24 protein-coding genes and 2 pseudogenes are annotated in these 24,357 nt (G+C 65.8%); 12 read left to right on the forward strand and 14 right to left on the reverse strand.

Annotated features, from left to right (window positions below):
• Positions 1-34: 34 nt before the first annotated feature.
• Positions 35-1,243 (reverse strand): cytochrome P450, encoded by a 1,209-nt coding sequence (locus tag TFC3_RS03310; protein ID WP_082771837.1) that lies wholly within the window; start codon positions 1,241-1,243, stop codon positions 35-37.
• 195 nt (positions 1,244-1,438) lie between these two features.
• Here TFC3_RS03310 and TFC3_RS03315 point away from each other — a divergent pair, with 195 nt between their 5' ends.
• Positions 1,439-1,852 carry a helix-turn-helix domain-containing protein gene (locus TFC3_RS03315; RefSeq protein ID WP_067495411.1) on the forward strand — a complete coding sequence of 138 codons (414 nt, stop codon included), beginning with the start codon at positions 1,439-1,441 and terminating at the stop codon, positions 1,850-1,852.
• Here TFC3_RS03315 and TFC3_RS03320 read toward each other — a convergent pair.
• Both TFC3_RS03320 and TFC3_RS03325 read right to left on the reverse strand, forming a co-directional pair.
• A complete protein-coding gene (locus TFC3_RS03320; protein ID WP_067495415.1) occupies positions 1,834-2,916 on the reverse strand; it encodes an MAB_1171c family putative transporter in 1,083 nt (360 codons plus the stop codon). The genes TFC3_RS03315 and TFC3_RS03320 overlap by 19 nt on opposite strands.
• Complete coding sequence (locus TFC3_RS03325) at positions 2,913-3,410, reverse strand: hypothetical protein (RefSeq protein WP_236717964.1); 498 nt, start codon at positions 3,408-3,410, stop codon at positions 2,913-2,915. The genes TFC3_RS03320 and TFC3_RS03325 overlap by 4 nt, the downstream gene beginning before the upstream one ends.
• 50 nt (positions 3,411-3,460) lie before the next feature.
• Here TFC3_RS03325 and TFC3_RS03330 point away from each other — a divergent pair, with 50 nt between their 5' ends.
• Together TFC3_RS03330 and TFC3_RS03335 are read left to right on the forward strand one after the other, a co-directional pair.
• Entirely contained in the window at positions 3,461-4,081 is a 621-nt protein-coding gene (locus tag TFC3_RS03330) for an L-threonylcarbamoyladenylate synthase (protein ID WP_067495417.1), read from the forward strand.
• The gene (locus TFC3_RS03335; protein ID WP_153040079.1) at positions 4,059-5,024 is read left to right on the forward strand and encodes a hypothetical protein; all 966 of its coding nucleotides are present in this window, start codon (positions 4,059-4,061) and stop codon (positions 5,022-5,024) included. Before TFC3_RS03330 ends, TFC3_RS03335 begins: the two co-directional genes overlap by 23 nt.
• 1 nt (position 5,025) lies before the next feature.
• On the opposite strand, the gene TFC3_RS03340 is transcribed toward TFC3_RS03335, so the two are convergent.
• Positions 5,026-6,297, reverse strand: coding sequence for a BTAD domain-containing putative transcriptional regulator (locus TFC3_RS03340; RefSeq protein ID WP_067495424.1), 1,272 nt, complete (start codon positions 6,295-6,297; stop codon positions 5,026-5,028).
• A gap of 42 nt (positions 6,298-6,339) precedes the next feature.
• On the opposite strand from TFC3_RS03340, the gene TFC3_RS03345 reads away from it, so the two are divergent.
• Complete coding sequence (locus TFC3_RS03345; RefSeq protein ID WP_153040080.1) at positions 6,340-6,804, forward strand: hypothetical protein; 465 nt, start codon at positions 6,340-6,342, stop codon at positions 6,802-6,804.
• Here TFC3_RS03345 and TFC3_RS03350 read toward each other — a convergent pair.
• On the reverse strand, positions 6,801-7,370 hold the full coding sequence (locus TFC3_RS03350; protein WP_067505893.1) for an NADPH-dependent FMN reductase: 570 nt from the start codon (positions 7,368-7,370) through the stop codon (positions 6,801-6,803). The genes TFC3_RS03345 and TFC3_RS03350 overlap by 4 nt on opposite strands.
• A 212-nt stretch (positions 7,371-7,582) precedes the next feature.
• Here TFC3_RS03350 and TFC3_RS03355 point away from each other — a divergent pair, with 212 nt between their 5' ends.
• The 3 genes from TFC3_RS03355 to TFC3_RS03365 all read left to right on the forward strand — a co-directional run bounded on the left by TFC3_RS03355 (position 7,583) and on the right by TFC3_RS03365 (position 11,495).
• Complete coding sequence (locus tag TFC3_RS03355) at positions 7,583-9,535, forward strand: glycosyl hydrolase family 28-related protein (protein WP_067495427.1); 1,953 nt, start codon at positions 7,583-7,585, stop codon at positions 9,533-9,535.
• Between the two features lie 9 nt (positions 9,536-9,544).
• Positions 9,545-10,693, forward strand: a complete 1,149-nt coding sequence (locus TFC3_RS03360; RefSeq protein ID WP_067495429.1) for a Gfo/Idh/MocA family protein — start codon at positions 9,545-9,547, stop codon at positions 10,691-10,693.
• Between the two features lie 100 nt (positions 10,694-10,793).
• Complete coding sequence (locus tag TFC3_RS03365; RefSeq protein WP_067495432.1) at positions 10,794-11,495, forward strand: hypothetical protein; 702 nt, start codon at positions 10,794-10,796, stop codon at positions 11,493-11,495.
• Between the two features lie 163 nt (positions 11,496-11,658).
• Here the strand turns inward: TFC3_RS03365 and TFC3_RS03370 are convergent, their stop codons facing one another.
• Both TFC3_RS03370 and TFC3_RS03375 read right to left on the reverse strand, forming a co-directional pair.
• Positions 11,659-12,294, reverse strand: a complete 636-nt coding sequence (locus TFC3_RS03370; RefSeq protein ID WP_067495434.1) for an SGNH/GDSL hydrolase family protein — start codon at positions 12,292-12,294, stop codon at positions 11,659-11,661.
• A 2-nt stretch (positions 12,295-12,296) separates the two neighbouring features.
• Positions 12,297-13,145 (reverse strand): NAD(P)-dependent oxidoreductase, encoded by an 849-nt coding sequence (locus TFC3_RS03375; protein WP_067495437.1) that lies wholly within the window; start codon positions 13,143-13,145, stop codon positions 12,297-12,299.
• Between the two features lie 146 nt (positions 13,146-13,291).
• Here TFC3_RS03375 and fucP point away from each other — a divergent pair, with 146 nt between their 5' ends.
• From fucP to TFC3_RS39000, 5 genes are all read left to right on the forward strand, one after another.
• Positions 13,292-14,617, forward strand: coding sequence for an L-fucose:H+ symporter permease (fucP, locus tag TFC3_RS03380; RefSeq protein ID WP_067495442.1), 1,326 nt, complete (start codon positions 13,292-13,294; stop codon positions 14,615-14,617).
• On the forward strand, positions 14,614-15,870 hold the full coding sequence (locus TFC3_RS03385) for an ABC transporter substrate-binding protein (protein WP_067495444.1): 1,257 nt from the start codon (positions 14,614-14,616) through the stop codon (positions 15,868-15,870). The genes fucP and TFC3_RS03385 overlap by 4 nt, the downstream gene beginning before the upstream one ends.
• A 213-nt stretch (positions 15,871-16,083) precedes the next feature.
• Positions 16,084-16,446, forward strand: a complete 363-nt coding sequence (locus TFC3_RS03390; protein ID WP_153040081.1) for a nucleotide pyrophosphohydrolase — start codon at positions 16,084-16,086, stop codon at positions 16,444-16,446.
• A 75-nt stretch (positions 16,447-16,521) separates the two neighbouring features.
• Positions 16,522-16,983: a phage tail protein gene (locus TFC3_RS03395; protein ID WP_067495450.1), complete on the forward strand. Its 462-nt coding sequence runs from the start codon at positions 16,522-16,524 to the stop codon at positions 16,981-16,983.
• 1,279 nt (positions 16,984-18,262) lie between these two features.
• On the forward strand, positions 18,263-19,519 hold the full coding sequence (locus tag TFC3_RS39000; protein WP_067495452.1) for a ricin-type beta-trefoil lectin domain protein: 1,257 nt from the start codon (positions 18,263-18,265) through the stop codon (positions 19,517-19,519).
• 26 nt (positions 19,520-19,545) lie between these two features.
• Here TFC3_RS39000 and TFC3_RS40310 read toward each other — a convergent pair whose 3' ends face one another.
• From TFC3_RS40310 to TFC3_RS03425, 7 genes and pseudogenes are all read right to left on the reverse strand, one after another.
• Positions 19,546-19,875 (reverse strand): IS3 family transposase, encoded by a 330-nt coding sequence (locus TFC3_RS40310; protein WP_082772355.1) that lies wholly within the window; start codon positions 19,873-19,875, stop codon positions 19,546-19,548.
• A gap of 12 nt (positions 19,876-19,887) precedes the next feature.
• Entirely contained in the window at positions 19,888-20,127 is a 240-nt protein-coding gene (locus TFC3_RS36695) for a hypothetical protein (RefSeq protein WP_067495455.1), read from the reverse strand.
• 5 nt (positions 20,128-20,132) lie between these two features.
• Complete coding sequence (locus TFC3_RS39005) at positions 20,133-20,567, reverse strand: IS3 family transposase (protein ID WP_236717965.1); 435 nt, start codon at positions 20,565-20,567, stop codon at positions 20,133-20,135.
• 59 nt (positions 20,568-20,626) lie between these two features.
• Positions 20,627-20,884 (reverse strand): annotated as a pseudogene (locus TFC3_RS40315) (transposase); the annotation flags it as partial.
• A 554-nt stretch (positions 20,885-21,438) separates the two neighbouring features.
• On the reverse strand, positions 21,439-21,681 hold the full coding sequence (locus TFC3_RS36700; RefSeq protein WP_153040083.1) for a hypothetical protein: 243 nt from the start codon (positions 21,679-21,681) through the stop codon (positions 21,439-21,441).
• 315 nt (positions 21,682-21,996) lie between these two features.
• Positions 21,997-22,739 (reverse strand): annotated as a pseudogene (locus tag TFC3_RS03420) (IS3 family transposase); the annotation flags it as partial.
• Between the two features lie 355 nt (positions 22,740-23,094).
• A partial coding sequence (locus TFC3_RS03425; RefSeq protein WP_161952526.1) for an RHS repeat-associated core domain-containing protein occupies positions 23,095-24,357 on the reverse strand: 1,263 nt, incomplete at its 5' end.

A 24,357-nucleotide genomic window follows, 5' to 3' on the forward strand; every position in this document is an offset into this window, starting at 1 on the left:
CCTAGCTGCGATTGAGGCCAGTTTTCTTCTTGATTCATGACGTGATCGGCAGACTTGTATAGCCGCGCAGGGTCAGGCTGTCGCGGCGCACCGGATCGCCGGCCAGGGCCAGTCCCGGGAAGCGCCGGACCAGCGCGGGCAGCGCAATCTCGGCTTCGAGCCGGGCCAGCGGCGCACCGAGGCAGTAGTGGATGCCACCGCCGAACGACAGCGGCGCGTTGTCCGGGCGCGTCAGGTCCAGCCGGTCCGGGTCGGCGAAGCGCTGCGGGTCGCGGTTGCCGGCGCCCAGGTAGGCCACGATCCGTTCACCGCCGGACACCGGTACGCCGCCCACCTGCACGTCGTCCCAGGTGACCCGGGCCAGCAGTTGCACCGGGGTGTCGTACCGCAGAAGCTCCTCGACCGCGTCCTTGGCGATCTCCGGCTTGTCCCTCAGCAGGGTGACCTGCGAAGGGTTGTCCAGCAGCGCGACCACGCTGTTGGCGAGCAGGTTCGTGGTGGTCTCGAAGCCGGCCGCGAACAGCAGCCCGGCCATGGTCAGCAGCTCGTCCTCGGTCAGCTTGTCGCCGTCCTCCTCGGCCGCCACCAGCGCGCTGAGCAGGTCATCGGTCGGCTGGCGGCGACGCTCGTGCACCAGGTCGGCCAGGTACGACCGGATCTGCGCGGCAGCCGGGTCGGCCGTGGCGAGCACGTCCTCGTCGATGCGCTCCAGCACCTGCGTCCAGTCGCGCACCAACTGCTGGAACTGCGCCCGGTCCGCCTCCGGTACGCCCAGCAGCTCGCCGATCACGTTGACCGGCAGCGGAAAGGCGAACGCGGTCACGAAGTCGGTGCCGCCGTCCATGGCGTCGAGCAGGTCGCCGACCATCCGCTCGATGCTGGGCCGCAGCTCCTGCACCCGGCGCGGGGTGAACGACGAGCTGACCAGCCGGCGCAGGCGGGTGTGATCCGGCGGGTTGAGGTTGAGGATGCTGGTGAACAGCAGGCGCAGCGCCGGGTGGTCGGACCATCCGGGCACTACGAAGTCGAACATGTGCTGCGGCATGTGGCCGATTTTCGGGTTGCGGGTGATCGCCGCGCAGTCCGCGTGCCGGGTCAGCACCAGCACCCCGTCGTCCGCGCGCACCAGCGGGGAGATCTCGCGTAGCCGGTGATAGCGCGGATACGGGTCTTCGCGCCCGGTCATCCGGGTCAGCTCGTCGAGCAGGGTCGAGACCTCGGCACTCTCCACGATGTCCGTCATGTCAGCGAGCGTACCGGCGGCTTGAGTGATGGGCGTCCATCGTTTACGCTCACCGCGGGTTCCATAAACCTGAGTTTACGGTCGTTCATCGATGTGCACATCGGGGGATGTGCAGCCGGTGAGTTGCTCATGGACATCGATGCAGCGGCCGTGTTACGTAAGCAAGATCCAGTCAGCGGGGGCGGGGGTGGGCGCGTGACGTCCGAGAACTCCATCGCCGCCAAGCTGGACCGGCTGTTCCACCAGGTCCGCGGCGCCGGGCAGAGCGAGGTCAGCTACATGGCCGTGGCTGACGCGATCCGCCGGGAGCACGGCATCGCCATCTCGCACACCTACATCTGGCAGCTGCGCACCGGCCGCCGCGACAACCCGACCATCCAGCATCTGCGGGGGCTGGCCGCCTTTTTCGGCGTACCGGTGGCGTATTTTCTGGATGACGACGAGGCGCGCAAGATCGACGGTCAGCTGGAGTTGCTCCGGACCCTGCGAGACGCGCAGGTCACCGAGATCGCGTTGCGCGCGGCCGACGTGTCACCCAGCAGCCGGGACACCATCGGCGAGCTGGTCCGCCAGGTGTGGGAGCTGGAGCGTCAGCGCAGGACGGACTGAGCGAAACGTCGCGGCTCGGGCCGGCGGAAGGACGCGCTGACCCGGCTCAGCCAGGCGATTTCCGTGCCCAGCTCGCTGTCCTCGCCGGTGTCGGTCCACTGTGCCTGCTCCGACGCCTCGCTGCCGGTGCGATGGCGTTCCAACGCCAGGGCAATGCCGCACGCTTCCACCAGCTCGGGCGTGGCTTCCTCTTCCAGGAACGCCGAGGCGTCCCGCAGAGCACCACCCGGAAGGTACGCCCGCAGCGTCAGCATCCCGTCCCGGATCTCGATGACCCGCCGGTACAGCCGCAGCTGCACCTCTTCGACCCCGCTGAGCTCCAACAGCGCGCGCCGCCGGGAGAAGAGAATGACCTCGGGGAACGTCCGGCGCATCACCTGCCACAGCGGGCGAAGCTCCCACAGCGCCCGGTAAGCACCGACGACCGTCCGCAGCCGGTTGCCCGCCGGCACCGCCGCGCCGACCACGGCCAGGATCGTGCCCAGCGCCCGCACCGTGTCGGCCTGCGGCTGGACGGCCTCGAACGACACCGGGGCATGCAGCGCCTCGGCCACGATCAGGCTGGTCTTGACCAGCGCGTAGACGGCGCTGACGCCGACGCCGACGCCGATCGCGCGCAACCCGTGCCGCAGCAATCCGGCGGGCGCCTTGCAGGAGGCCTGCCAGAAAATCGTTGCCGCGATGGTCAGCACCGTGCCGAGGTAGCCGTTGAGCACGACCCAGTAGCCGGCCTCCCCGCTGCGCAGCAGCACCAGGGTCACCACCACGGCCACCGCGAGGATGAACTGGCCGCGCCCCCGGGGACGGTCGGTGACCAGGCAGATGAAGCGCAGCAGGAAGAAGCCGACCAGCACGCCGAGCAGGTGCGGCAGCTTCTCCGGGTGCGCGATCAGCTCACCGAGTTCCTCGTTGACCGCCGGGGTGGCAACGGTCTTCACCAGCGCGAGCAGCAACAACGTGGCCCACAGCGCCCGCTGCTGGGCGTCGCGCCACAGGGTAGGGAAGCGGATGGCGACCGTGCCCCACAGCAGCACGAGCAGAAGCTGGTTGAGCGGGCCGTTCACAGGCGGAACTTCAGCACGTCGGCGAGCCGGCCCAGCGAGCCACCACCGAGCGTGCGCGGCGCTGGGCGGGCCGCGCGAGCCCGGATCAGCGAGGCCATCATTTCCGCCTCGCGCTCCTGGGCGGTCGTGTAGCTGACCCGGCCCAGGATCCGCTCGACGGTCCGCGGGTCCAGGTCGGGGGCGAGCCGGGCCAGCGCCCCGCCGCTCACGTCCAGCCCGGTGCGGTGGCCGCTGAGCATGTGGGCCAGCTCGTGCAGCACGATGTGCTCGGCGTGCAGCCGCGAGGTGCCAGGGTCGTAGAAGACGTAGTCAGCGCTGGCGAGCGACAACCACAACCCGCATGGGGCTCCGGTGCCGAGCCCGGGCATCGGCCGCAGGGTCAGCGGACGGCCCCGATGAGCAGCGACAACAGCCGCAAAAGCGTCCAGATCGAACGGGTGGGGGATCACCAAGCCCGCGAGGCGTTGCTCGCACCGCCGGCGCAGCCGTCTCACAGATCTCCCCTCCGAACCAGCAAGGCTACCCGCACCTCCTAAGGTGAGGCGTGGCCAAGTACTTCGACGTGCATCCGGACAATCCGCAACCCCGGGCGATCGGGCAGATCGTGGGGCTGTTGCGCGACGACGCGCTGATCGCCTACCCGACCGATAGCTGCTACGCGCTCGGCTGCCGGATCGGCAACGCCGGCGGGCTCGAGCGCATCCGCGAGATCCGGCACCTGGGCAACGCCCACCACTTCACCCTGGTGTGCCGCGACTTCGCCCAGCTGGGCCAGTTCGTGCAGATCAGCAACGCGGTGTTCCGCCTGGTCAAAGCGTCGACGCCGGGCAGCTACACGTTCATCCTGCCGGCCACCCGCGAGGTGCCGAGGCGCCTGCTGCACCCCAAGAAGAAGACAGTGGGGGTACGCATCCCCGAGCACGCCGTCACCCAGGCGCTCCTGGCCGAACTGGGCGAGCCGCTGCTCTCCAGCACCCTGCTGCTGCCCGGTCAGGAAGAGCCGGCCACGCAGGGCTGGGAGATCAAAGAGGAACTCGACCACGTGGTCGACGCGGTGATCGACTCCGGAGAATGTGGCACAGTCCCAACCACGGTCGTGGACCTGTCCGAGGGCACCCCGGAAATCCTGCGGGTAGGCGCCGGTGACCCGACGCGCTTCGAGTAGCGCCCTCGCCGTGGTGCTGGCCCTGTCAGCCTGCACCGCACCGAAACCCGGCTGGCAGCACGCCACCGTACCGGCCGATCTCAAGGCGGTCACCCACTGCGGTGACAAGTGGTACGTCGTCGGCAGCTACCACGGGACGAGCCCGGCGGCCTTCGCCAGCCGGGATGCCCGCACCTGGACAGCGTTGACTTTGGCGCCGTCGCCGGGCAGCTACTACGGGCCGCGCAGCGTGCTGTACTCCGTGGCCTGCGCGAACGGCCGGATCGCGGCGATCGGCGCTCAGGCCGGTGGCGCGCATGGCAACCCGCGCACCAGTACCTGGTTCCAGCGTTCGGACACTGTGCTCGCTGAGGTCGCCGCGCCCTTCGAGCTGTACGGCGGGGACGAGGCCGTGGACGCAAGCCGGATAGCGGGCGGCTCGCGCGGCTTTCTCATCACCGGCAACCGGACCACCGGACCGGCCGCTTGGCTGTCCCCGCACGGCGCCGGCTTCACCCGTGTCCAGGTCGGCGAGCGGGGCCCGCTGGCGCGCGACGGCATCGTGCTGGACGACCGGTGGTTGGTGGTTGGCGGCTCGACAGCGTGGTCATCGTCCGACGGCCGGGCCTGGGTTCCCTCGGCTTGCGATGCCGATGAGGTGCAGCGGGTGGTCGCCTGGCGGGGGCAGCTCGTCCTGGCCGGCGTTCGCGGCACCTCGTACGTAACCTGGCTCTGGCGGGACGGAGTGTGGCGGGAGCTGGGCAGCTTCGGCCGGGCGACGCCGACGGGCCTGCGGTCGCTGACTGTGGTGCGAGGTCGTCTGGTGGCTGCAGCCGGCAAGGTGTGGGAGTCGCGCGACGGCCGGTCGTGGCGTGAGCTGCGGGCGCCCGCCGAGCCGGTGGCGGCGGCCGGGTCGGGTGACACGTTGCTGCTGATCAGCGGCTTCTCCACGTACCTGAGGTAAGTCAGCATCGGCCGGCGCAGGTGCCGAGGCTGCACCAGCGGCGCCGGCCGTGTTCGTCGAGGAACAGCCAGCCGCACGCTTCTCCGGGGCATACCCGGATCTGGAAGCGCCGGGGATCGGCGAGCAGGTCGGCGGCGCTGCGGGCGGCGGCGAGAACGGGCAGTCGCAACCCGATCCCCGGGGCCACTCGCCAGCCGCCGAGACCGTCGTCCGAGCGTACGAAACGACTTGCCCGCATGGCCGCCTCGGCGAGCGCCGCAACGGCCTTGAACGCGACCGCATCGGCCGGGTCTGTGCAGCTCGCGTAGAGCTGTCGCCGCAGCTCCCGGGCCTGCGCCAGGGCTCGCGCGGCCCCGGCCGGATCGCGCTCGGCCGCGGTCAGCAGGCGCGTCACCACCCACTCCTCGGCCAGACCAACATGCCCGGCCCACACCGCCAGCGTGGGATAACCGCGAAGCCAATCCGAGTGCGGCGTCGGCGGTCGTCCCCACCCCGCGAACGTGTTGCAGAACTCCAGCGCAGGATGTCCGGCGGTCTGCCACGGCAGCCACTGATCGCGCACACGCACGGCGTAACGCGGCGCCGGCGGACGCAGCAGCTCGGGATCACCACGCTCGACACGCTCCCGCACGGCAGTCAGCTGCGGCCCCGGCGCCAGACCGAGATCAGCAAGAACGCGCCGGTTGCGCTCGTAGAGATCGAGGGCCTCCGCGCGGCGCCCGCATCGGTGCAGAGCAGTCATCACGTACGTACACAGCTGCTCCCGTCCCGCCCCGGCCACGCTCACCAGCTCGGCCGCGTCCTCGTGCTGCCCGGAGTCGAGCAACAGCCGGGCATAACGCTCGGCCACGTCCAGCCGCAGCTCGCTCAGCTCGGGATCGTCGGTGTCACCGCGCCACAACGCCAACGCCCGCCGGCACAGCTCCGCCTGCTCAGCGGGATCCGGACTGCGAGCCGCGGCCAGCTCGCGGAAGGTGCGCACGTCCAGCTCGTACGTCCCCGGGTCGGCCATCCGATAACCACTGCCAAGCCGTTCAATACCGATGCCGTACGGACCCAGCGCCGCCCGCAACCGTCCGATGTAGGTGTGCAACGTGCCGCGGCCGCGTTGCTCGCCCGGCCAGAGCTTGTCGATCAGGCGCTGCGCCGGGACCACTTGGCGTTCGCGGGCCAGCAGGAGCACGGTGAGGATCAGCCGTTCCTGTCGGCGCCCGACGGTGACGGCTCCGGCCTCGGTGCTCGCCTCGAACGGGCCGAGCAGGCGGAACTGCATGGCACTTGCGAGCGTACGGTCAGAATCCGGTCAGGTCTTGTCGTGATCCTGACTTTCATGAACATGATGGCTGTTGCCCTGACCGCAAGCCTGCTGCCGGGTGGCTGGGTGCCCGCGCCGCAGGAAAGCTTCGACCGCCCGGCCGGCGTGCTGTGCGATGTGCCCATCCATGTCGAGGCGGCCGTCGACGAGGTGGTCAGCAAGGACGTCCCGGGCGGCACGATCTACAAAGGGAAGCTGGTGGAGCGGGTGACAAATACCGGCACCGGCAGATACACGGACGCAGATGCGAGCGGTACGGCCTACGTGCAGACCGCAGCGGACGGTACGCAGACCTGGTACGTCGCCGGGCCGGTGCTGATCGGCTACCGGGAAGGAGCCGGTTCGCTGCCGCGCGGGCTGTACCTCATCGACGGGGTGTTCCGCCTGGTGCTGGCCCCGGACGGGCACAAGGAACTGACCATGGTCCGGGGCAGCACGCGAAATCTGTGTCCCTTGGTCTCTTAGCGTGACTTTCTCAGGCTGCTGAGGGCGCCGTTCAGGCGGGCCAGCTCGTTCACCACCGGGCCGACGCCGGCCGCGACCAGCTCGTTGGGCACGAAGTCGCCCTCCTCGTTGAGGAACTGCGGCGCGAACGGGATCGGCACCTGCTCGAACGTCGGAACCATGCGCAGCGTCGTGACGACCTGCTTGAGCGCCTGCGTGGCCCGGGTGCCGGCCGACACGCCGCCGTAGCTGACGAAGCTGACGGGCTTGTCGGCCCACTCCTGGTGCAAGAAGTCGAACGCGTTCTTGATCGCCGCGTTGAAGCTGTAGTTGTACTCGGGGTGCACGACCACGTACGCGTCCCCGCGCTCGATCGTCTCGCTCCAGCGGCGCGTGTGCTCCTTGGTGTACTGCCGCAGGCGCGGGTGGCTGGGCTCATCGAACAGCGGCAAGTTGTAGTCGGCAAGGTCGACCAGCTCGACATCGAACCCGCCATGCTCGGCCGCGGCACGCGCGAACCAGGTCGCAATCGGGAGCCCGATGCGGCCGGGACGGGTGCTGGCGACGATCACCTGGAGAATAGCCATGATCGCCATGTTAGGCGGGTGGGTGCCTGCCATCCTCGGTGAGCCTGGCCACGACCTGCTGCGAGATGGCTTGGCCTTTTGTGGGTACGACGCAGGCACTGCGGTCTGAAATATCTGGACGAGATGCTGGAAAATTGAGACAACTCCTTGTGGTTTTCGTCACAAGCGCTCTATGGTCGCGTCACGTCCTCTCTTGCAGAAATGAGCCCGCGATGCGCTCGGTGGTCCTTGCCGTCGTCCCTCTCACTGTCTTGGGGCTTTCCCCGGCCGTTGTCCCGGCCTCGGCGCCGGCGAACCCCGTTGTCATCTCAGCCGCCGCGTCCCCGCAGCCCGTTGTCACCCGGGCCGCCCTCGATCCCGCGCTCGTCGCCGGCCGAGGTGCCTCCGTGCACTTTGCCGAGCAGGAAGCCGAGAACGTCCGCCACACCGGCACCCTCATCGGCCCCGATCGGCACGCCTACACGCTGCCCGCGGAGGCCTCCGGGCGGCAGGCGGTCAAGCTGACCCCCGGCCAGTACGTCGAGTTCGTCCTACCCGCCGCCGCTAATGCGATCACTGTGCGCTACGCGTTGCCCGATGCGCCGGGTGGTGGGGGGATCGAAGCGCCGCTGTCTGTCAACGGGCGGGCGATGACGCTGACGTCGAGGTACTCGTACTTGTACAACCAGTATCCGTTCAGCAATGACCCGCGGGGTGAGTTGTTGCATCCGGATTGGTGGATTACCGAATGCTCCTGTGTTCCGGCCGCCACCTCGCCGGCTCCGGTCATCGACAAGCCGTTCCGGCCCATGCACTTCTATGACGAGCAGCGGCTTCTGCTGGGGCGCACCTACCGGGCGGGGGAGCGGATCCGGCTGACCGCAACCGCCGGATCACCGTGGACGGTTATCGACCTTCTCGACTCGGAACTTGTTGCAGCGCCGCATTTTGAACTCGCCTCCAACGTCCTGGCGTTCGGCGCGGACCCCACCGGGCGGCGGGATTCCGCTGACGCCTTCGATCGGGCGATCGCTTTCGGCAAGAGAGCGAAGCTGAAGGTGTACATCCCGCCAGGTACGTACCAGGTCAATCGGCACATCATCGTTGACGACATCACCATTGAGGGTGCCGGCAACTGGTACACGGTGGTGCGGACAGGTAAAGCAGCGGCCCACACGGGGGTCGGCTTCTATGGCAAGAACGGTGGCAGCCGCAACGTGCACCTGCGGAACTTCGCCATCGAGGGGGACGTCCGCGAGCGTATCGACACCGACCAGGTAAACGGCGTGGGTGGGGCGCTGAGCGATTCCACCATCGAGGGGCTGCACATCCGGCACACCAAGGTCGGTCTGTGGTTCGACGGCCCGATGAACAACCTCACGGTGCGGAACAACATCATTGTCGACCAGATCGCCGACGGGCTCAACTTCCACACCGGCGTGACCAACTCGGTGGTACGAAACAACTTCATCCGCAATACCGGCGACGATGGGCTGGCCATGTGGTCGGAGACAACGGCGGATTCCGGTAACGTTTTCGAGCGCAACACCGTGCAGACGCCAACGCTGGCCAACGGGATTGCGATCTACGGCGGCGCTGACAACACGGTGGCGGGCAACCTGGTCGCCGACCCTGTTCGCGAGGGCAGCGGACTGCACGTGGGATCCCGCTTCGGCGCCGAACCCTTCACCGGCGCGTTGACCTTTAACAACAATTCCGTGGCCCGAGCCGGCACGTACGACCTCAACTGGAACATCGGCCTCGGCGCCATCTGGTTCTACGCGTTGGATCGCAGCATCGACGCGGCCGTCACTATCACCGGCGACCATTACCTTGACAGCACCTACAACGCGATCATGTTCGTCAGCGACTGGCCGGTGAAGGACCTCTACCGCATCGACAACGTCGCCTTCAAGAACATGCACATCGACGGCACCGGTACGTCGGTGGTCAGCGCCCGGGCAGCGGGATCGGCGTCCTTCGAGAACGTTGACGCCCGCAATGTCGGAGCTGTGGGGGTCAACAATTGCGGCTCGTTCCACTTCACCGCGGCGGGCTCCGAATTCACTGTGACCGATCGTGGCGGCAACGATGGTGGCTGGCTATCACCGTACGTCCCGAATGCCCTCACCTGTGATGATCATCCGGCGGTGGTCCCGCCGCCGGCGCCCGGGCCCTGGTCCTAAGCTCGGCGAATGGAAACAATCGGGGTGGCGGTCGCGGGGTTCGGGTGGATGGGCCGGGTGCACACCCAGGCCTATCTGCGGGCCGGGCAGCACTTCGCCGATCTACCGGTACGACCCCAGCTCCTCGCCGTAGCCGACGACGTTCCCGGGCGCGCCTCAGCAGCAGCCGAACAATACGGTTTCGCCTCGGCAACCACCGATTGGCGGGAACTGCTGACGAACCCCGCCATCCAGGCCGTCAGCATCACCGCGCCCAATTTCCTGCACCGCACCCTCGGTGAGGCCTTCGCCGCGGCCGGGAAACACATCTGGATCGAAAAGCCGGTGGGCCTTTCCTCAGCCGATGCCCAAGCCGTGGCGGCAGCCGTCGACTCCGCGGGCGTCCGGAGCACCGTGGGCTTCAACTATCGCAATGCTCCGGCGGTGGCCGCGGCCCGGCGAGCAATCACGCAGGGTCAGCTCGGGACGATCACCCATGCCCGGTTCCGTTTCCTCAGCGATTACGCCGCGCATCCGGAGGGCGCGTTGACGTGGCGGTTCTCGCGGGAGCGCGGCGGGGCCGGGGTGCTGGGCGACCTTGCCTCGCACGGCGCCGATTTGGTGCGACACCTGCTTGGGGAGGTGTCCTCGGTGGTGGCCGATACCGCTGTGTTCGTACCCCAAAGGGCTCGTCCTTCCGCGGCGACCTCGGGTCACGTGCGCGCAACGGGTGGTGAGCTCGGTCCGGTGGAGAACGAGGATTGGGTGTCGGCGCAGCTCAGGCTGGCTTCTGGGGCGCGGGTGTCGCTGGAGGCCAGCCGGGTCTCGGTGGGGGACCAGAACAACTACGGCTTCGAGATTCACGGTACGCGCGGAGCAGTGGCCTGGGATTACCGCCGGATGGGCGAGCTGGTGCTCAGCGTGGGCGACGCCTACCAGGATCAGCCCACCAGCACGATCTTCGTCGGTCCGCCGGCCGGTGACTACGGGGCCTTCCAGCCCGGCTCGGCCAACCCGATGAGCTACGACGACCTCAAGGTGATCGAAGCCGGCCACTTCCTGCGCTCAATCGGCTCGGGTGCGGCCACCGGCGCCACCCTTGCGGACGCTGTCCACGCTGCGCAGATCCTCGACGCGATGTCGGCCTCGGTGGTCTCGGGCGGGTGGATCACGCTCTGATCTCCACCATTCGTGCCACTGTGTGCGGGGATCACGTTTAAGCAATGCATCGATCGACAACATGAGAGGGGTCGAGGCCACACCATCTGGAGGAGCTCCCATGCGCAACCATCGATCCACCGCGCTCGCCGCGGGCGTGCTGGCTGCCGGAGTCATGCTCACCCAGCAAGCCTGTGCGCCCACCAAAGACGAGGCTGCACCACCCGCGGCGACCACCGCGCCCGCCACAACAGCGGCGCCGGATATGTCCGGCTCCACGGCGCCGGGCAAGTCCGACTCGAAGGAGCCGAACTCGTCCGACTCGAAGACGCCGGAGGAATCCCCCTCGGAGGCAAAGGCCGGCGACATCCTCGCGGGCAAGCGCCAGGTCGTCATCCGCCCGGTGCAGGCCAGCGAATCAATCCTCGCGGTCGACGACAAGGGCCGGCTCAACGCCACCGACGGCGACTCCGAGCACAACCTGTTCGTGCTCGTGCCCAACGGCGACAAGTACTCGATCAAAACCGCCAAGGCCAACAAGAGCGGCGAGGCGGACTGCATGGGCATCAAGGCCAGCGGCAGCAATCCGCTCACCGTCGTGGCGACCGCGTGTGATGCCAGCCGCTCCGGTCAGCGCTTCACCATCACCAAGGAGAAAAAAGACCAGAACGGCCGGCCCACGTACGCGATCAGCAGCGAGGGCGCTTTCCTGCAGATCCCCTCGGACGCCGGGCTGATCGCCGAGGAACTGGGCGACTCACCGCTGCGCACGACCTACGCCTTCGTCGACAACGGCCCGGCCAAGCTGCCCAGCCTGGATTGAGGTCTTTTCGCAGGGCCCGCCGCAGTCCGGCCGTCCCTGCGCAACAGACCCTGAAGCCCTCAACGCCGTACGCCTGCACTTCGAAGCCTTCGACGCGTAGCGCCCAGCCGCCCAACGCATGCCACGATCGCATTGACATAACCGGCAGAACTCGGCGAAAGTATCAGCTCGTCAGCGTGAATCCCAGTTCGCGTAAAAAGGCCTGAGCGATGACGGCGTGCCCGGGATGGTTCGGGTGAATGCGGTCGTCGGCCCAATCCGCAGGCGTGGTGGACCGCAATACCTGATCGAAGGCGTCCTGCGTGGGCACGATAACGGCGTGGCATTCCTGCGCTATATCCCGGGCGGCCGCGCGGTACTGATCGCTCTTGGCGCGCTGCGCTTCGCTCAAGTCCGGTTCGATGATGTACGGCTCGGCCACAATGAGCCGGCATCCGGTGCGATCGACTGTCGTGCTCAGCAGGGACCGCAGCGTTGCGGCGTATTCGTCGAGCGGGACGGCCCGGTGCGGCTGGCTGCCGAAACCGTGCCAGACGTCGTTGATGCCAATCATGACGGACAGCCAATCAGGCCGTTCACCGATCGCGTCGGCCTCCCAGCGGGCGGCCAGGTCGCGCACGGTGTCGCCGCCAATTCCCCGGTTCACCCAGGTCAGCCCGAGCTCGGGATAACGGGCGGTAACCAGGCTGCGAATCAGGTCCACATAACCGTCGCCGTAGGGCGCGTTGACGTCGCGGCGCCCGCAATCGGTGATGCTGTCGCCGATGACAACAATGCGCTGACCCTGCTCGAACAGCATGCTCAACCCCGCCAGCTGTGGTGCGGCTCGTACCCCAACTCGGTCCGTGCCTTGTTGATCGACAATAACGTGTCGTGCTCGCCGAGATCGCCGCGAACCTCCACGCCCGGGAACACCTCGGCGACCAGTTCGGCGTTCGGCCGCGACATCACCGTGTCCGCGTTCGCAATGATGTAAAGGTGCATGCCGGTCATCGTGCTGCCGAGCGCCAACCGCACCGCCTGGGCCCCGTCCCGCGCGTCGATGTAGCCCCACAGATTCCATTTCCGCAGCCGGGCGTCGGCGTCGAAGGACGGGAACTCGGCATAGTCGTCAGGTTCCATCACGTTGGAGAACCGCAGCCCGATCATCGTCAGCGACGGATCCCAGCGGCACAGTTCGGCGGCCATCCGCTCTTCCAGCGTCTTGACCAACGAATACGTCGACTCGGGCCGCGGCGGGTAATTTTCGTCAACCGGGATGTAGGGCGGCGGCGTGTCGAAGGGCAGCCCGAGCACCGTTTCGCTCGACGCCCACACGATGGTGCGCACGCCGACCCGGCGAGCCGCCGTCCACACGTGGTAGGTGGCGTTCATGTTGTTGCTGAACGTCGCCTGATCCGCCACGATCCCCGGCGCCGGAACAGCCGCCAGGTGCACCACGGCATCGACGCGCTCGTATCGTTCCTCCATGCCGTGCATCGCGTCGAGCACCTGCCCGTAATCGGTCAGGTCGACCGGCACGAAAACCGCTTCCGGATGTGCGGGGCGAACCCGATCAAAGACGACGACATCCCATCCGTACGCGCTCAGCTCCGTCACGACGGCCCGGCCCAATTTGCCGGCACCGCCGGTCACCACTACTCGAGGCATGGTGATGTCACTGCCCGTCGTACACGCTGGCAAACCGAGCTGTTCCTTTGTCGATGCCCGCAGGCGTAGCCTCGGAAAGGGGCGGGACGCCGCTCCAGGGCATCGACATGCATCACTTTTGGGCGGGGCTTCCACGAAGGAGCCTCATGGCAAGCGTCGCCACGACGTCCGCTGCGGACGAGGCCGGGCAGGCCGGTCAGCACCGGCTGATCGGCCGCGGAATGCTCACCCTGTTCATCGCGCTGATCGGCTGCTTCACGGCCTGGGGCGTGGCCGCGGATCTGACCACGCCGATGGTGGCCGGCTTCAAGCGGATCTTCGACATGAGCACGTTCCAGGCCTCCCTGGTCCAGCTCGCCTATTTCGGCGCGTACTTCCTGCTGGCGCTGCCCGCGGCCTTCATCAACCAGCGTTTCGGCTACAAGACGGGCATTCTCACCGGCCTCGCCCTCGCGGCGCTCGGGGCTTTCGCGTTCTATCCGGCCAGCCGGATCATGACGTATGAGGCGTTTCTCGTGGCGTTGTTCGCGATTGCCGCCGGCTGCTCGATTCTGGAGACCTCCGCGAACCCGTATGTGCTGTCGCTGGGACCGGAGGAAACCGCCACCCGGCGGCTCAATTTCGCGCAGGCGTTCAATCCGGTGGGCACGAACATCGGCGTGCTGCTGGCTTCCACGCTCATTCTTCCCAAGCTGGCCGACCCCGTGGACATCGGCTCGCTGACACCCCCGCAGGTGCAGGCCATCCGGGCCGGCGAGCTCGGTGCGGTGATGGGTCCGTACCTGGGACTCGGGTTTGTGCTGATCCTGATCGCTGTTGCCATTGCCAGCCAGAAAGCGCCGCCGATCGTTGAGGAATTCCCCGATACCGACGATGGTGACGGCGGCCGGGAGGGCTTGTTCCGGGTGCTCTGGCAGAGCCGCAGATACCGGTACGGCGTGATCGCCCAATTCTTCAACGTCGCCGCGCAGACCTGCACCTGGACCTATCTGATCCAGTACGTTCAGCAGGCCCTCGGCGGCAGCCTGCAGAAGGGCGGCCAATACCTCCAGGTCAGCCTGCTCATTTTCCTGGTCTCCCGGTTCGTGATGACCTGGGTCATCGGCCGGGTGCGGGCCACCAAGGTGCTGACCGTGCTGGCCACTTTCGCCGTGCTGCTGTGTGTTTTCGCGATGATCAGCCCGAACAAGGCAGGTGTCTACGCGCTGGTCGCCGTGTCGTTCTGCCTGTCGCTGATGTTCCCCACCATTTATGGCGTAGCGCTCAAGGGCCTCGGACCGGCGACCAAGTTCGGGGCGGCCGGCCTGGTGATGGCCATTGTCGGCGGCGCCATCATGCCGTTGATACAGGGCAAGCTTGTCGATTCCACAAGCGCCGCCGCTTCGTTCATCGTGCCCGCCGTGTGTTTCGCGGTTGTCGGCCTCTACGCCCTGTACGACCTGACCGCCCGCCCCTCTGTGAGGACAGCATGAAACGCGCCGCAGCCGCCGTTGCCTTGATCCTCGCCATGGCGCTCGGGGCCTGCGGCCAAGAGCCGACCAGCGCCTCCAAAGACACCCAGAATCTAGAAGTTGTGTCGTGGTGGACCTCCGGTTCCGAGGCCGCCGCATTGAACACTCTGCTGACGGCTTACCGCCAGGCTCATCCGGGTGTGAACGCGATCAATGCCGCGGTTGCGGGCGGCGCTGGATCGCAGGCCATCGTCGCGCTGGCCAAGCGGCTGCAAGCGGGCAACCCACCCGATGTGTGGCAGACGTTCAGCGGGAAATCGGTGCAGGGCTACGCCGAGCGGGGAACCGTTCGCGATGTCTCGTCGGTGGCTCCCGCGGACGTACAGCCCACTATCTCGCAGTCGTTGAAACGCGACGGGAAGGTGTACGGCATCCCGACCGGCGCGCACCGCAGCAACATGCTGTTCTTCAACCTGGGTGTGCTGCAGAAAGCCGGTGTCACCCCGCCCTCGGCCGGCTACACCCTCGCCCAGTTCCTCGACGACTTGCGACGCTTGCAGGAATCCGGCGCGACCGGGCTGTGCCTGGGCGGCAAGGATCCGTTCACCACCGCCGAATTGTTCGAGAACACGTTGCTGAGCACGATCGGTGCGGACGGCTGGAAAGCCATGGCCGACGACAACCTGGATTGGCGCGGCACCAAGGTGCGATCGGCGCTGACCTCGTTCGGTAACCTGCTCGCCTACGCCGACCCCGAAGCGAACGGCCTCACCTGGGATGCGGCGACCAGAAAATTGGCCTCGGGCGGCTGCGCTTTCGAATCAATGAACGACTCGGCGTACGGCGAACTGCTGACCACCGGCGCGGCGAAAGACTTCGGATACCTGGCCTTCCCGGGCACCAACGACAGTTTCCTCGCCGTCGTGGACGTGTTCGTGGCCGCGACCAAGGCCGCCAACGCCAAGAACGCGCTCGAGTTCCTGCGCGGCATCAGCGACCCCGCGACGAACGCGGCCTTCACCAAGGCGAAGGGCTCCGTGCCGGTGCGCAGATCCGTTGAGGTCAGCACGCTGTCGGCCTATCAACAGCAGACGTCGCAGACCTTGTGGTCCTCGCAGGTGCTGCTCTCGGTGGCCCATGGAGAGGCGATGAATCCCACGTTCCAGGAGGGCTTCTACGACGCTGTGTCGACTTATGTTCGTACCCGGAATCCCGATGCCTTCGCCGATGATCTGCTCAACGCCGTGGCCAACGACCGGATCCCGCAACGCTGACCGGCTCCGAGGCTCCACCGCCCAGCGGGCCGAGCTGATCGGCCTCGACGTAGCCAACACCATGATCATCTCGGTGGGGTGTGGCTGGGCTTCATCCGGCTCTGCGGGGGCGGCTGCCACCTACGGAGGCGTTGAGCGCCGGGTGAGGTGGGGTCGCGCGTACCATCAGGATCGCTTCCCTTACCTTCTCTGTCTTTAATCGAACGGATACCGTTGTCTTCTCTTGAAGAGCTGGTCGCGCGCGTCCGGGTTTTCGCGCGGGAACGTCACTGGGAACAGTTCCACACGCCGAAAAACCTGTCGATGGCTTTGGCAGGCGAAGTGGGCGAACTGCTGGCCGAATTGCAGTGGCTCACCCCGGGACAATCGGCTGAGGTCATGGAGGACAAGGACTCAGGCCCACGGGTACGAGCAGAGATCGGCGACGTGATGATCTACCTCGTACGCCTGGCCGACGTCCTGGGTGTTGACCTGGTGGAGGCGGCCACCGACAAGCTTGAGGAGGCGAGCCGCCGGTACACGGTCGAGGCCGCGCACAGCTCAGCAGCCAAGATCCGATCATCACCCTCCGGATAACACCTCTGGGTATGGCCGCAATGACTACGCTGGGCCTGGTCGTACTCATTCGCGCTTATTCGCGGGAGAACTGTTATGTCCCATGCGGTGGACTTCAGCACCGTTTCGACAGTCGGCTTGGAGTCGTCGCCGGTCGCCGAGGCGCTGGCCGGCTTGCGGGCCAACGAGGCTCGATACTTCAAGAACAAGTACGACCACACCTTCACGGTTGAGCCCGCCAATGAGGCGGAGGCAACCATCGCCTGGGTGAGCGGCATTCTTGAGGAGGAGCGGGGCATCGTTATCGCTGCCCGGCCACTTGAGGCAACTGCATTCCAGGTTGAGAACATCCGGATGGCGTACGTCTTCTACGAGAACGGCCTGTCCATCAACGTCATGTACACGATCGACGACGGCGGAAAGCGCGCAGTCGGCTTCAAACTCTCCGACGGCATGGACGTCCCCGAAGAACTCGAATCCTTCAAGTTCGCCCGCCAGAAGTCAAAGCTCGCCGGAACCATTCGCGGCTCCTACTTCGTCATCAAAAAGGAGCACTGACCCCAGTCGTACCGCGAGGGTAGGAACGACGCCGGCCGCACTCGACCAGTGGGTAACCACCCGTTCCAGCTTGCGCTCGGGCAGTCCAAACGGCTTGACTCGCGACTTCGGACGCCAGAGCAGGGTCTGGGAAGACGACGACGTCGTCGACAATCTGCGCGAAGGACTCGGGAAGCTTGGCGTCGTCTGGTCCGAGGCGGCCTCAGGAACTGGATACCACGGTAGGCGCAGGTATGAAAGTAAAGGTTGGCGTCTTTGTCGCTTACGCCACCTACACGTGGAATTCTTAGATCGACAAGAGCGTCAGGTGCGCCGAAAAGTGACGCCGCTAACCTAAGTCCTTTAGCTATGTATGCTGTTTATCTGAATTTTCATGGCTCGCCGGCGGTGGGTCAGTGACGGCTATTGCGGGCGAGATAGGCGTTCTTTGTACAGTTTTTGGGTTGGTCGGCGCAGGCGGCTGCGTCGTTGCAGTCAATGTAGGAGTGATGGGCGACTCCAAGGTCCTCGGCAAGGTTCGACTATTGATGGCGGTATTTTGTCGCGGGCGCCCAGGCCGAGAGCCATCTGCGCCTGGTCTGGCTGGATTTTTCGGGGCGCCCTTGCGTGGCTGGGGAGCCACGCTTAGCCGGGCGCGATAATGGTCGGCGCGAGCACGTTCGCCGCTACGTCCGCCATTTTTCTGGCCTTCCATCAGTTCCTCCGTGAAGGTCCGGACGGAAGCTGAATTCGCCGGTCGGGTTCCGAAGCCAGCGTCTTTGGACGCCCGCGAAAGCAATTTCCTCTTGGAAGCCTGGTTAATCGAGCGCACTCTCATCGGCCATGTCCGTGAGCTGGCCACCGCAGCGCATCGTTGTGCGGCGTAGCGACCGGATCGCGGCCATGAGAGTGCGCGCGGCCTCTGCCGGGTGATTCGCCCAATTCGCGAAAGCTCGACGGTCGCACCAGTTATCGCGCAAGGCCGCAGCCTTGACGAACGACCCCCAGCGGCGGAGCGGTCACACGCCACAGCTTGCTCTTCGTAAGGCGAAGATGCGACAAAACGGAACTGTTCGCCACGTACCTACTCGGACTCGGTCGGCAAGTACCGTTCCGCCGCATCGACAGTTAGCAATGTTTACGTAATACTCGTGTAATACCTCGCAGAAGATCGACCACTCCGTACGAGAGGACGTTCTCCGTGAAAATGTATGCAGGTTCCCCGGGCCGAGCGCTGTCCCGCAGTTGCCGGCGCCTCTTCGTCCTCCTCACCGCGGCTGTTACTGCACTCGTCGGCAGCGTGGTCATCCAGCAGCAGCCCGCACACGCCGCGTGGAACCTCGTTTGGGCCGACGAATTCAACGGGTCCGGCGCGCCCAGCAGCGCCAACTGGAACTACAACGTCGGCAACGGCCTCAACCCCGGCCTCAATGCTTTCGACGGCTGGGGCAATGGCGAGTGGGAGTGGTACCGCCCCGAGAACTGCACGCAGTCCGGCGGGAACCTCGTGATGCGCGCCAACTGGCTCACGACGCCCATCACGGTCAACGGCCGCAACTTCTACCAGACGTCGTGTCGCATGACGACGGACACGAAGAGGTCCTTCCAGTACGGCCGCATCGAGGCGCGCATGGCGCTCCCGACCGCCACCGGCTCGTGGCCGGCTTTCTGGATGCTCGGTGACGCGTGCGACGAGACGTCCACGAGCGCCTACAACCCGGCGCAGACCTATTACGACCGTCTGCCCACCAACTGGGCCAGTTGCGGCGAGGTCGACATCATGGAACACGCGAACGCGAATGCGACCGTGACGAACAACATCTTCTGGGATCTTCGCACCGGCGTGTTCCCGTGGACAGCGGGTCAGAACGCCAACTACGTCGCGAACCCCGCCGTCAACAATGCCGCGGCCTTCCATATCTATGCGATCGAGTGGACGGCCGCGCAGATCCGCTGGTACATCGACGGTGTGCAGACGCACGTGATCGACACGACGCCGGCGACCTTGGAGGAGTTCCGCAAGCCGTTCCACCTCGTCTTCAATCTGGCGCTGGGCGGCACGTACCCCGGACAGAACCCCGTGCAGAGCCAGTTCCCGCTCACCGCATCGATCGACTACGTGCGCTACTACCAGGACGGCGGGGGTACGACGCCGCCTCCCGCCGGGGGGCCCGCAACGCAGATCAACGGGCCCGGCGGCAAGTGCGTCGACGTGGCGGGTGACAACACGGGTGGCAACGGCGCGGCTGTGCAGTTGTGGGACTGCCAGGGCACGGCGGCGATCGACCAGCAGTGGACGTGGAACGGGCAGACGCTCCGCACCCTCGGCCGCTGCCTCGACGTCCAGGACGGCAGCACAGCCAATGGCGCCAAGCTTCAACTCTGGGACTGCAACGGCAGCGGGGCGCAGAACTGGGTGCAGGAAGGCAATCGGATGCGCAATCCCCAGAGCAACAGGTGCATCGATTCGCCATCAGGCGCCACAGCGAACGGAACCCGATTGCAGATCTGGGACTGCAACGGATCGACCGCACAGTACTTCGTGAAGGCCGCGTGACGGCCGGCCGAGGGGCACGCTGACGGTCAAGTAGCGGGAGCGGACACGCTCCCGCTACCTTCCCGCTCGTTTCCGGATACGATCCACGCCTGGTTTGTCCGTCGCGCTTCGACCGGCACACCACGGTGTGGGCCTGACCCGATTTGACGGACGAGGTCGATGTGATGATCGTCAAGCTGCCTTGAGAGCTGGTAGCAGCCGGACGTCGATACCGGTCTGTAGGCGGCTGGGCTTTGGTAGCCGAGGCTGGAGTGCCGGCGGCGGGTGTTGTACCAGCCCTCGATGTACTCGGATATCTCTTGCCGGGCGGCGGTGCGAGTGGGCCAGGCCTGCCGGTGGAGGAGTTCGGTTTTGATGGTTGCGGAAAACTATTCGGCGACGGCGTTGTCCCAGCACTGGCCGCGCCGGCCGACCGAGAGCCGGACGGTGTTGTTTGGCGAGGCGGGCGTGTTGGGCGCTGGTGTATTGACAGCCACGATCGGAATGAAACCGAGTCCCTCGGCGGGCCGGCGGCGGCGCAAGGCGGCGTCGACTAGGTCGGTTTTGAGGTGGTCGGCGATGGCCCAGCCCACGACCCGGCGTGAGGTCAGGTCGATGACGGTGGCCAATACAGTCAGCCTTCCCACGTGTTGATGTAGGTGATGTCCCCGCACCAACGGGTATCAACCGCTGTCGGGTTGACGGTGAAGTCCCGCCGGATGAGGTCCGGCCGGTTGCCCGCGTTCAGATCGGCAATCGTGGTGACCTGCCAGCGACGCGGATTCTTGCCTGCGATGCCAGCATCACGCATCCGGCGGGCGATGCGTTTACGGCCGTGACGATGGCCGGCGTCGGCGAGCTCAGCGTGGATCCGCAGCGCCCCGTAGGTCCCCTTCGACGCCGTATGCACTTGCAGGATCCTGTCGGTCAGCGGGGCGTCGACGCGGGCTCGGGTGCTTTGCCGGTTGCGGGTGTAGTAGGCGGACCGGGAGACCTCGAGCAACTCACACGCGCTTTTGACGCTGTGTTTGCCGGCCTGCTCCGCCTCAATGAACGGATACACATCCACCGGGTCTCCCATATGAAGAAAGCCGTCCACTTCAAGATGTCGACGTCCTGCTGCAATCGGCGGTTCTCGGCGTGCAGCCGGGCCAGCTCGGCCCGCTCGTCGGAGGTCCGCCCGTCGTTACGGGTGCCGGCATCAAGTTCAGCCTGTTTGACCCTCTGCCGCACCGCGGTCTCGGTCAGATCGAAATCCTTCGCGACCTGGCCGACCGTGCGGTCACCGCGCTGACACAGCTCGACGATCTCAGCCTTGAACTCGGGCGTGAACGCCCGCCTCGGCCTCGATCGCTTCTTTACCACGCTCTCCATGATGCTTGACATCCTCCCGGAGCCCTACCGGCTCCTGATCTCGGATGTCCGTCAAAACGGGGCAGGCCCACAGGGCCTGACATGTACTCCCCGCTACTCGTCAAGCGTGCCTGCAGCAGCCGCAACCACGTACCGAAGCAGTAAGTCAGCCGGACCAACCTCCGACTGGCTCAAACTGCTCTACAGGACCAGAAACGGCCCGGCCCCGGTCGATCGGGCTGCGCGGGCGGCCTACGGCCCGCCCCGCACGCCCACCAATACAGAAGCAGCGACCAGAGCAGAAACTAATCCACCGGGTGGAAGCCGCGATAATCGCCGAACCAGGCAGCCAACGAGGCACCTCCGGCGATCGACGCCGCTCCGCTACGCGGCCCGACACAGGAAGTCCTGCCCGGCAGCGCTCCAGTCGTGCGCAATCGTCATCGATAGACACGTCTGTTACGAGCTCGTGACGGCAACCCGGGCACACGGAGGCATCCCGGGACAGCCGCTCGCAACCATACGTAATCGCCCTGACTTGCGTTTGATGAGTCCGAAACGACGACTCACCATAAATATTCTACACGTTAGGTGGGTTTATTCAGCTCGGCACGAATACTCGCCGCCTCATTGCGCGCTGCTATCGATTCAGCAACGGCTTTGCGGCGATCTTCATCATACAACAGAACAGCGGACAGCGATTCCAGGGCATCTGCGATGCTGTCTCGCCAGACGGCATAGGATTCTAGCGTGTAATCGCCAACCGGCTTTTCGGACCGGATCTGGCGCAAGCTCTGTAGCGCTGCCCGCAGCTCTGGCGGAAGAGACATCGCCTACCCCTTCCACCTATGAGGGGCAAGAATCGCTGCAGGCTGGGCACGGACCAACCAGGCTGCCGTCATCCTCGAGCGGGTAGGCGTTACCTCTGCCGCCCCCACCAATCCTCACCGACTGAAATGTCGATCTTTCAAGAGGGATGCCCGCTTCCTCGAATTGAATAGCACATCCAACTTCTCCACACCCACCATGATGACCTGAGCTCCCCACAGCCCGCGCGGTTCGCGGAGGCATAGATCCTGTCCGCGTATCCGTTGCATAGGAAAATCCGACTTGCGTCCCGTCTGCAGAGGTGACCTTTGTCGAGCCCAGGTCCGGCGGTCGAGGACGTTGTTCTGCAGCAGGCCGAAGAACGATTCCATCGCGGCGTTATCGCCGGCCGCACCGACTCTGCCCATCGACCCGACCATGTTGTGGTGGTGCAGGGCACGGACGAATCTTCTGCTGCGAAATTGCGATCCGCGGTCGGTGTGCAGCACGCACCCGGCCACGCCGGAGCGTCGGGCGGCGGCGTTGTGCAGTGCGGCCACGGCCAGCCGGGACTTTATCGGCGTGTCGATGGAGTAGCCGACGATCCGGTTCGACCACACGTCCTTGATCGCGCACAGATACAGCTTTCCCTCACCGGTGCGGTGCTCGGTGATGTCGGCCAACCACAGCTCGTTCGGCCCGCCAGCGGTGAAGTCGCGTTTCACGAGGTCGTCGTGCACCGGCAGCCCGATCTTACGGCCCTTGCCCCGCCGCTTCTTCTTGCCGAAGGCGCTCGATACCCCTGTGACAGCTCGGCATCGGTGACCGGACGCGCCAGCCACCGGTAATACGGTTGGCGAGCGATGGAAAGTACCCGGCACGTCACCGCGACGGGAATCCCGTCGACGGCCAACTCGCTCACGAGCGGGTAGAGCCTTTTCCCGGCAGGTTCGCCTGCGACAGATAAGCGGCGGCGCGGCGCAGGATCTCGTTTTCCTGCTCCAGCAACTTTGTTCCGGCGCCGCAGTTCCCGCAGCTCGGCTGACTCGCCGCTGGTCACACCCGGCTTGACACCGTCCTCGACGGCGGCCGGTGATTCGTCGCCGAGATTGGGTTAGTGCCTCCACACTCGTCGGCGCCTTCCGATCCTGAGGGCCTGAGCCCGGCTGGATGCCGAACTCAGGCCCTCGCGGCCAACCGTCATCTGCTCAGCGAGCTCCTGTTAGCTCCTGTTGAGGATTCAGCTGTTGTTTCGGTTGCTCAGGTGGTACAAAACCGCTGCGACGAGTCCACCGACACATGCCAAGGCGACTGAACGCAGCCACGGACTGGCAGTGAGGCTCATGCCGATTATCAACGCCACAGCGACGCAAAGACCGACTATGACGGATCGAATACCGGTTGAGGTTCGTCGCACGAGATTCCTTCCAATGTACTTAGTCTTCGAAGCCTTCGTTGATGCCATCGATCGCACCCGTGACGAAGCCTCCGACCCCGCCAGCAGCCGCGCCCCCCGCGCATCCTTCGAACAGAGTCGCGAGGCATCCCCCGACCAGCCCCATGACGGTGTCCTTGGCCCACGTGTTGACCATAGCGTTCCAGTCGTACATGCCCGTCGGGTCGGTGTAGTTGATGGGGTTGTCGACGGCATAGGCGTAGCGGTTTCCACGAGCGGGATCGCCGATGAAGCTCAAACTGTCCTGCTGGGTAAAGCGGCCCTGGTTCGGGTTGAACCACCGTTGCCCGAATCTGGTCAGCGTGGTTGCCTTGTCGTAAATTCCGCCGGCGTAGCCAATGAGGTTGGGCTGCCCGAGACCACTTTCGCTGGTTGCGGTGGCTGTGCCGTACGGGTCGTACTGGTAGGTGGCGGCCACAGTGTTGTTGCTACTGACGATGGCCACGACCGAACCGAGCCCGTCGAGGACGTAGGCGTAATCGGTGGTGCCAATCCGCAGCCCAAGCGGGGTGCCGAGTCCGTCGCGTTCAACGTAGGCTGTCGTGGCGGTGTCGTTGGTCCAGGACTGCAGCCAGGCCATGCCGTACTGGTCGTCGCGGCCGTAGTCGAGCTTGATCGCGCCGGCCTGGGTCAGTTCAACCTGGTCGGTGCCGGCGTAGGTGTAGTTGGCCTGGCCGCCGGGGCCGTAGGCGCTGGTCATCTGGTTAGCGGCGTTGTAGCTGAGGGTGCCGATGACTGGTGTGCTGACCTTGGTCTGGTTGCCGCGGTTTTCGTAGACGTTATTGGTGGTAGTGACCTGGTTGGCCGAGTTGTAGGCCAATGTTTGAGTGGTGGTGCCGTCGACCTTGACGCTCTTGCGGTTGCCGTTGGTGTCGTAGTCGTAATCATAAGTCTTGCCGTTGAAGTTCGTGGCCTTGGTCAGGCGGTTGCTCTTGTCGTGGCTGTATTCGCTGACCTTGCCGGCGATCTCGTCTTTCTGCCACTGGCGCAGACCGGTGTCTTTGTCTTTGTCCGTGGAGCAGGACTGTCCGGAGACGTATTTCGCATAGCAGTAGGTGGTGTCAAAGACCTTGACCGGGGCGGCGGAGTTTCGCGTTGATGTGATGCGCAACGGCCGGTCGGACTTGTCGTATGTGGTTTCGGTGTGCAGCGCCCATGTGCTGTTGGTGTCGTTGGTGGCGAAGTATTGGTGGGTGCGGTTGCCGCTCTTGTCGTACTGGAAGTTGTAGCGGGTGCCGCCGGC

The sequence above is a fragment of the Actinoplanes sp. TFC3 genome (assembly GCF_001553785.1).
Classification (GTDB): Bacteria; Actinomycetota; Actinomycetes; order Mycobacteriales; family Micromonosporaceae; genus Actinoplanes.

Bases quoted from the DNA above. Each gene is read 5' to 3' on its own strand.
- TFC3_RS03310 (WP_082771837.1), bottom strand. From the start codon at position 1,243: ATGACGGACATCGTGGAGAGTGCCGAGGTCTCGACCCTGCTCGACGAG.
- TFC3_RS03340 (WP_067495424.1), bottom strand. From the start codon at position 6,297: ATGCAGTTCCGCCTGCTCGGCCCGTTCGAGGCGAGCACCGAGGCCGGA.
- TFC3_RS03350 (WP_067505893.1), bottom strand. From the start codon at position 7,370: ATGGCTATTCTCCAGGTGATCGTCGCCAGCACCCGTCCCGGCCGCATC.
- TFC3_RS03355 (WP_067495427.1), top strand. From the start codon at position 7,583: ATGCGCTCGGTGGTCCTTGCCGTCGTCCCTCTCACTGTCTTGGGGCTT.
- TFC3_RS03360 (WP_067495429.1), top strand. From the start codon at position 9,545: ATGGAAACAATCGGGGTGGCGGTCGCGGGGTTCGGGTGGATGGGCCGG.
- TFC3_RS03365 (WP_067495432.1), top strand. From the start codon at position 10,794: ATGCGCAACCATCGATCCACCGCGCTCGCCGCGGGCGTGCTGGCTGCC.
- TFC3_RS03370 (WP_067495434.1), bottom strand. From the start codon at position 12,294: ATGCTGTTCGAGCAGGGTCAGCGCATTGTTGTCATCGGCGACAGCATC.
- TFC3_RS03375 (WP_067495437.1), bottom strand. From the start codon at position 13,145: ATGCCTCGAGTAGTGGTGACCGGCGGTGCCGGCAAATTGGGCCGGGCC.
- fucP (WP_067495442.1), top strand. From the start codon at position 13,292: ATGGCAAGCGTCGCCACGACGTCCGCTGCGGACGAGGCCGGGCAGGCC.
- TFC3_RS03385 (WP_067495444.1), top strand. From the start codon at position 14,614: ATGAAACGCGCCGCAGCCGCCGTTGCCTTGATCCTCGCCATGGCGCTC.
- TFC3_RS03395 (WP_067495450.1), top strand. From the start codon at position 16,522: ATGTCCCATGCGGTGGACTTCAGCACCGTTTCGACAGTCGGCTTGGAG.
- TFC3_RS36700 (WP_153040083.1), bottom strand. From the start codon at position 21,681: ATGTCTCTTCCGCCAGAGCTGCGGGCAGCGCTACAGAGCTTGCGCCAG.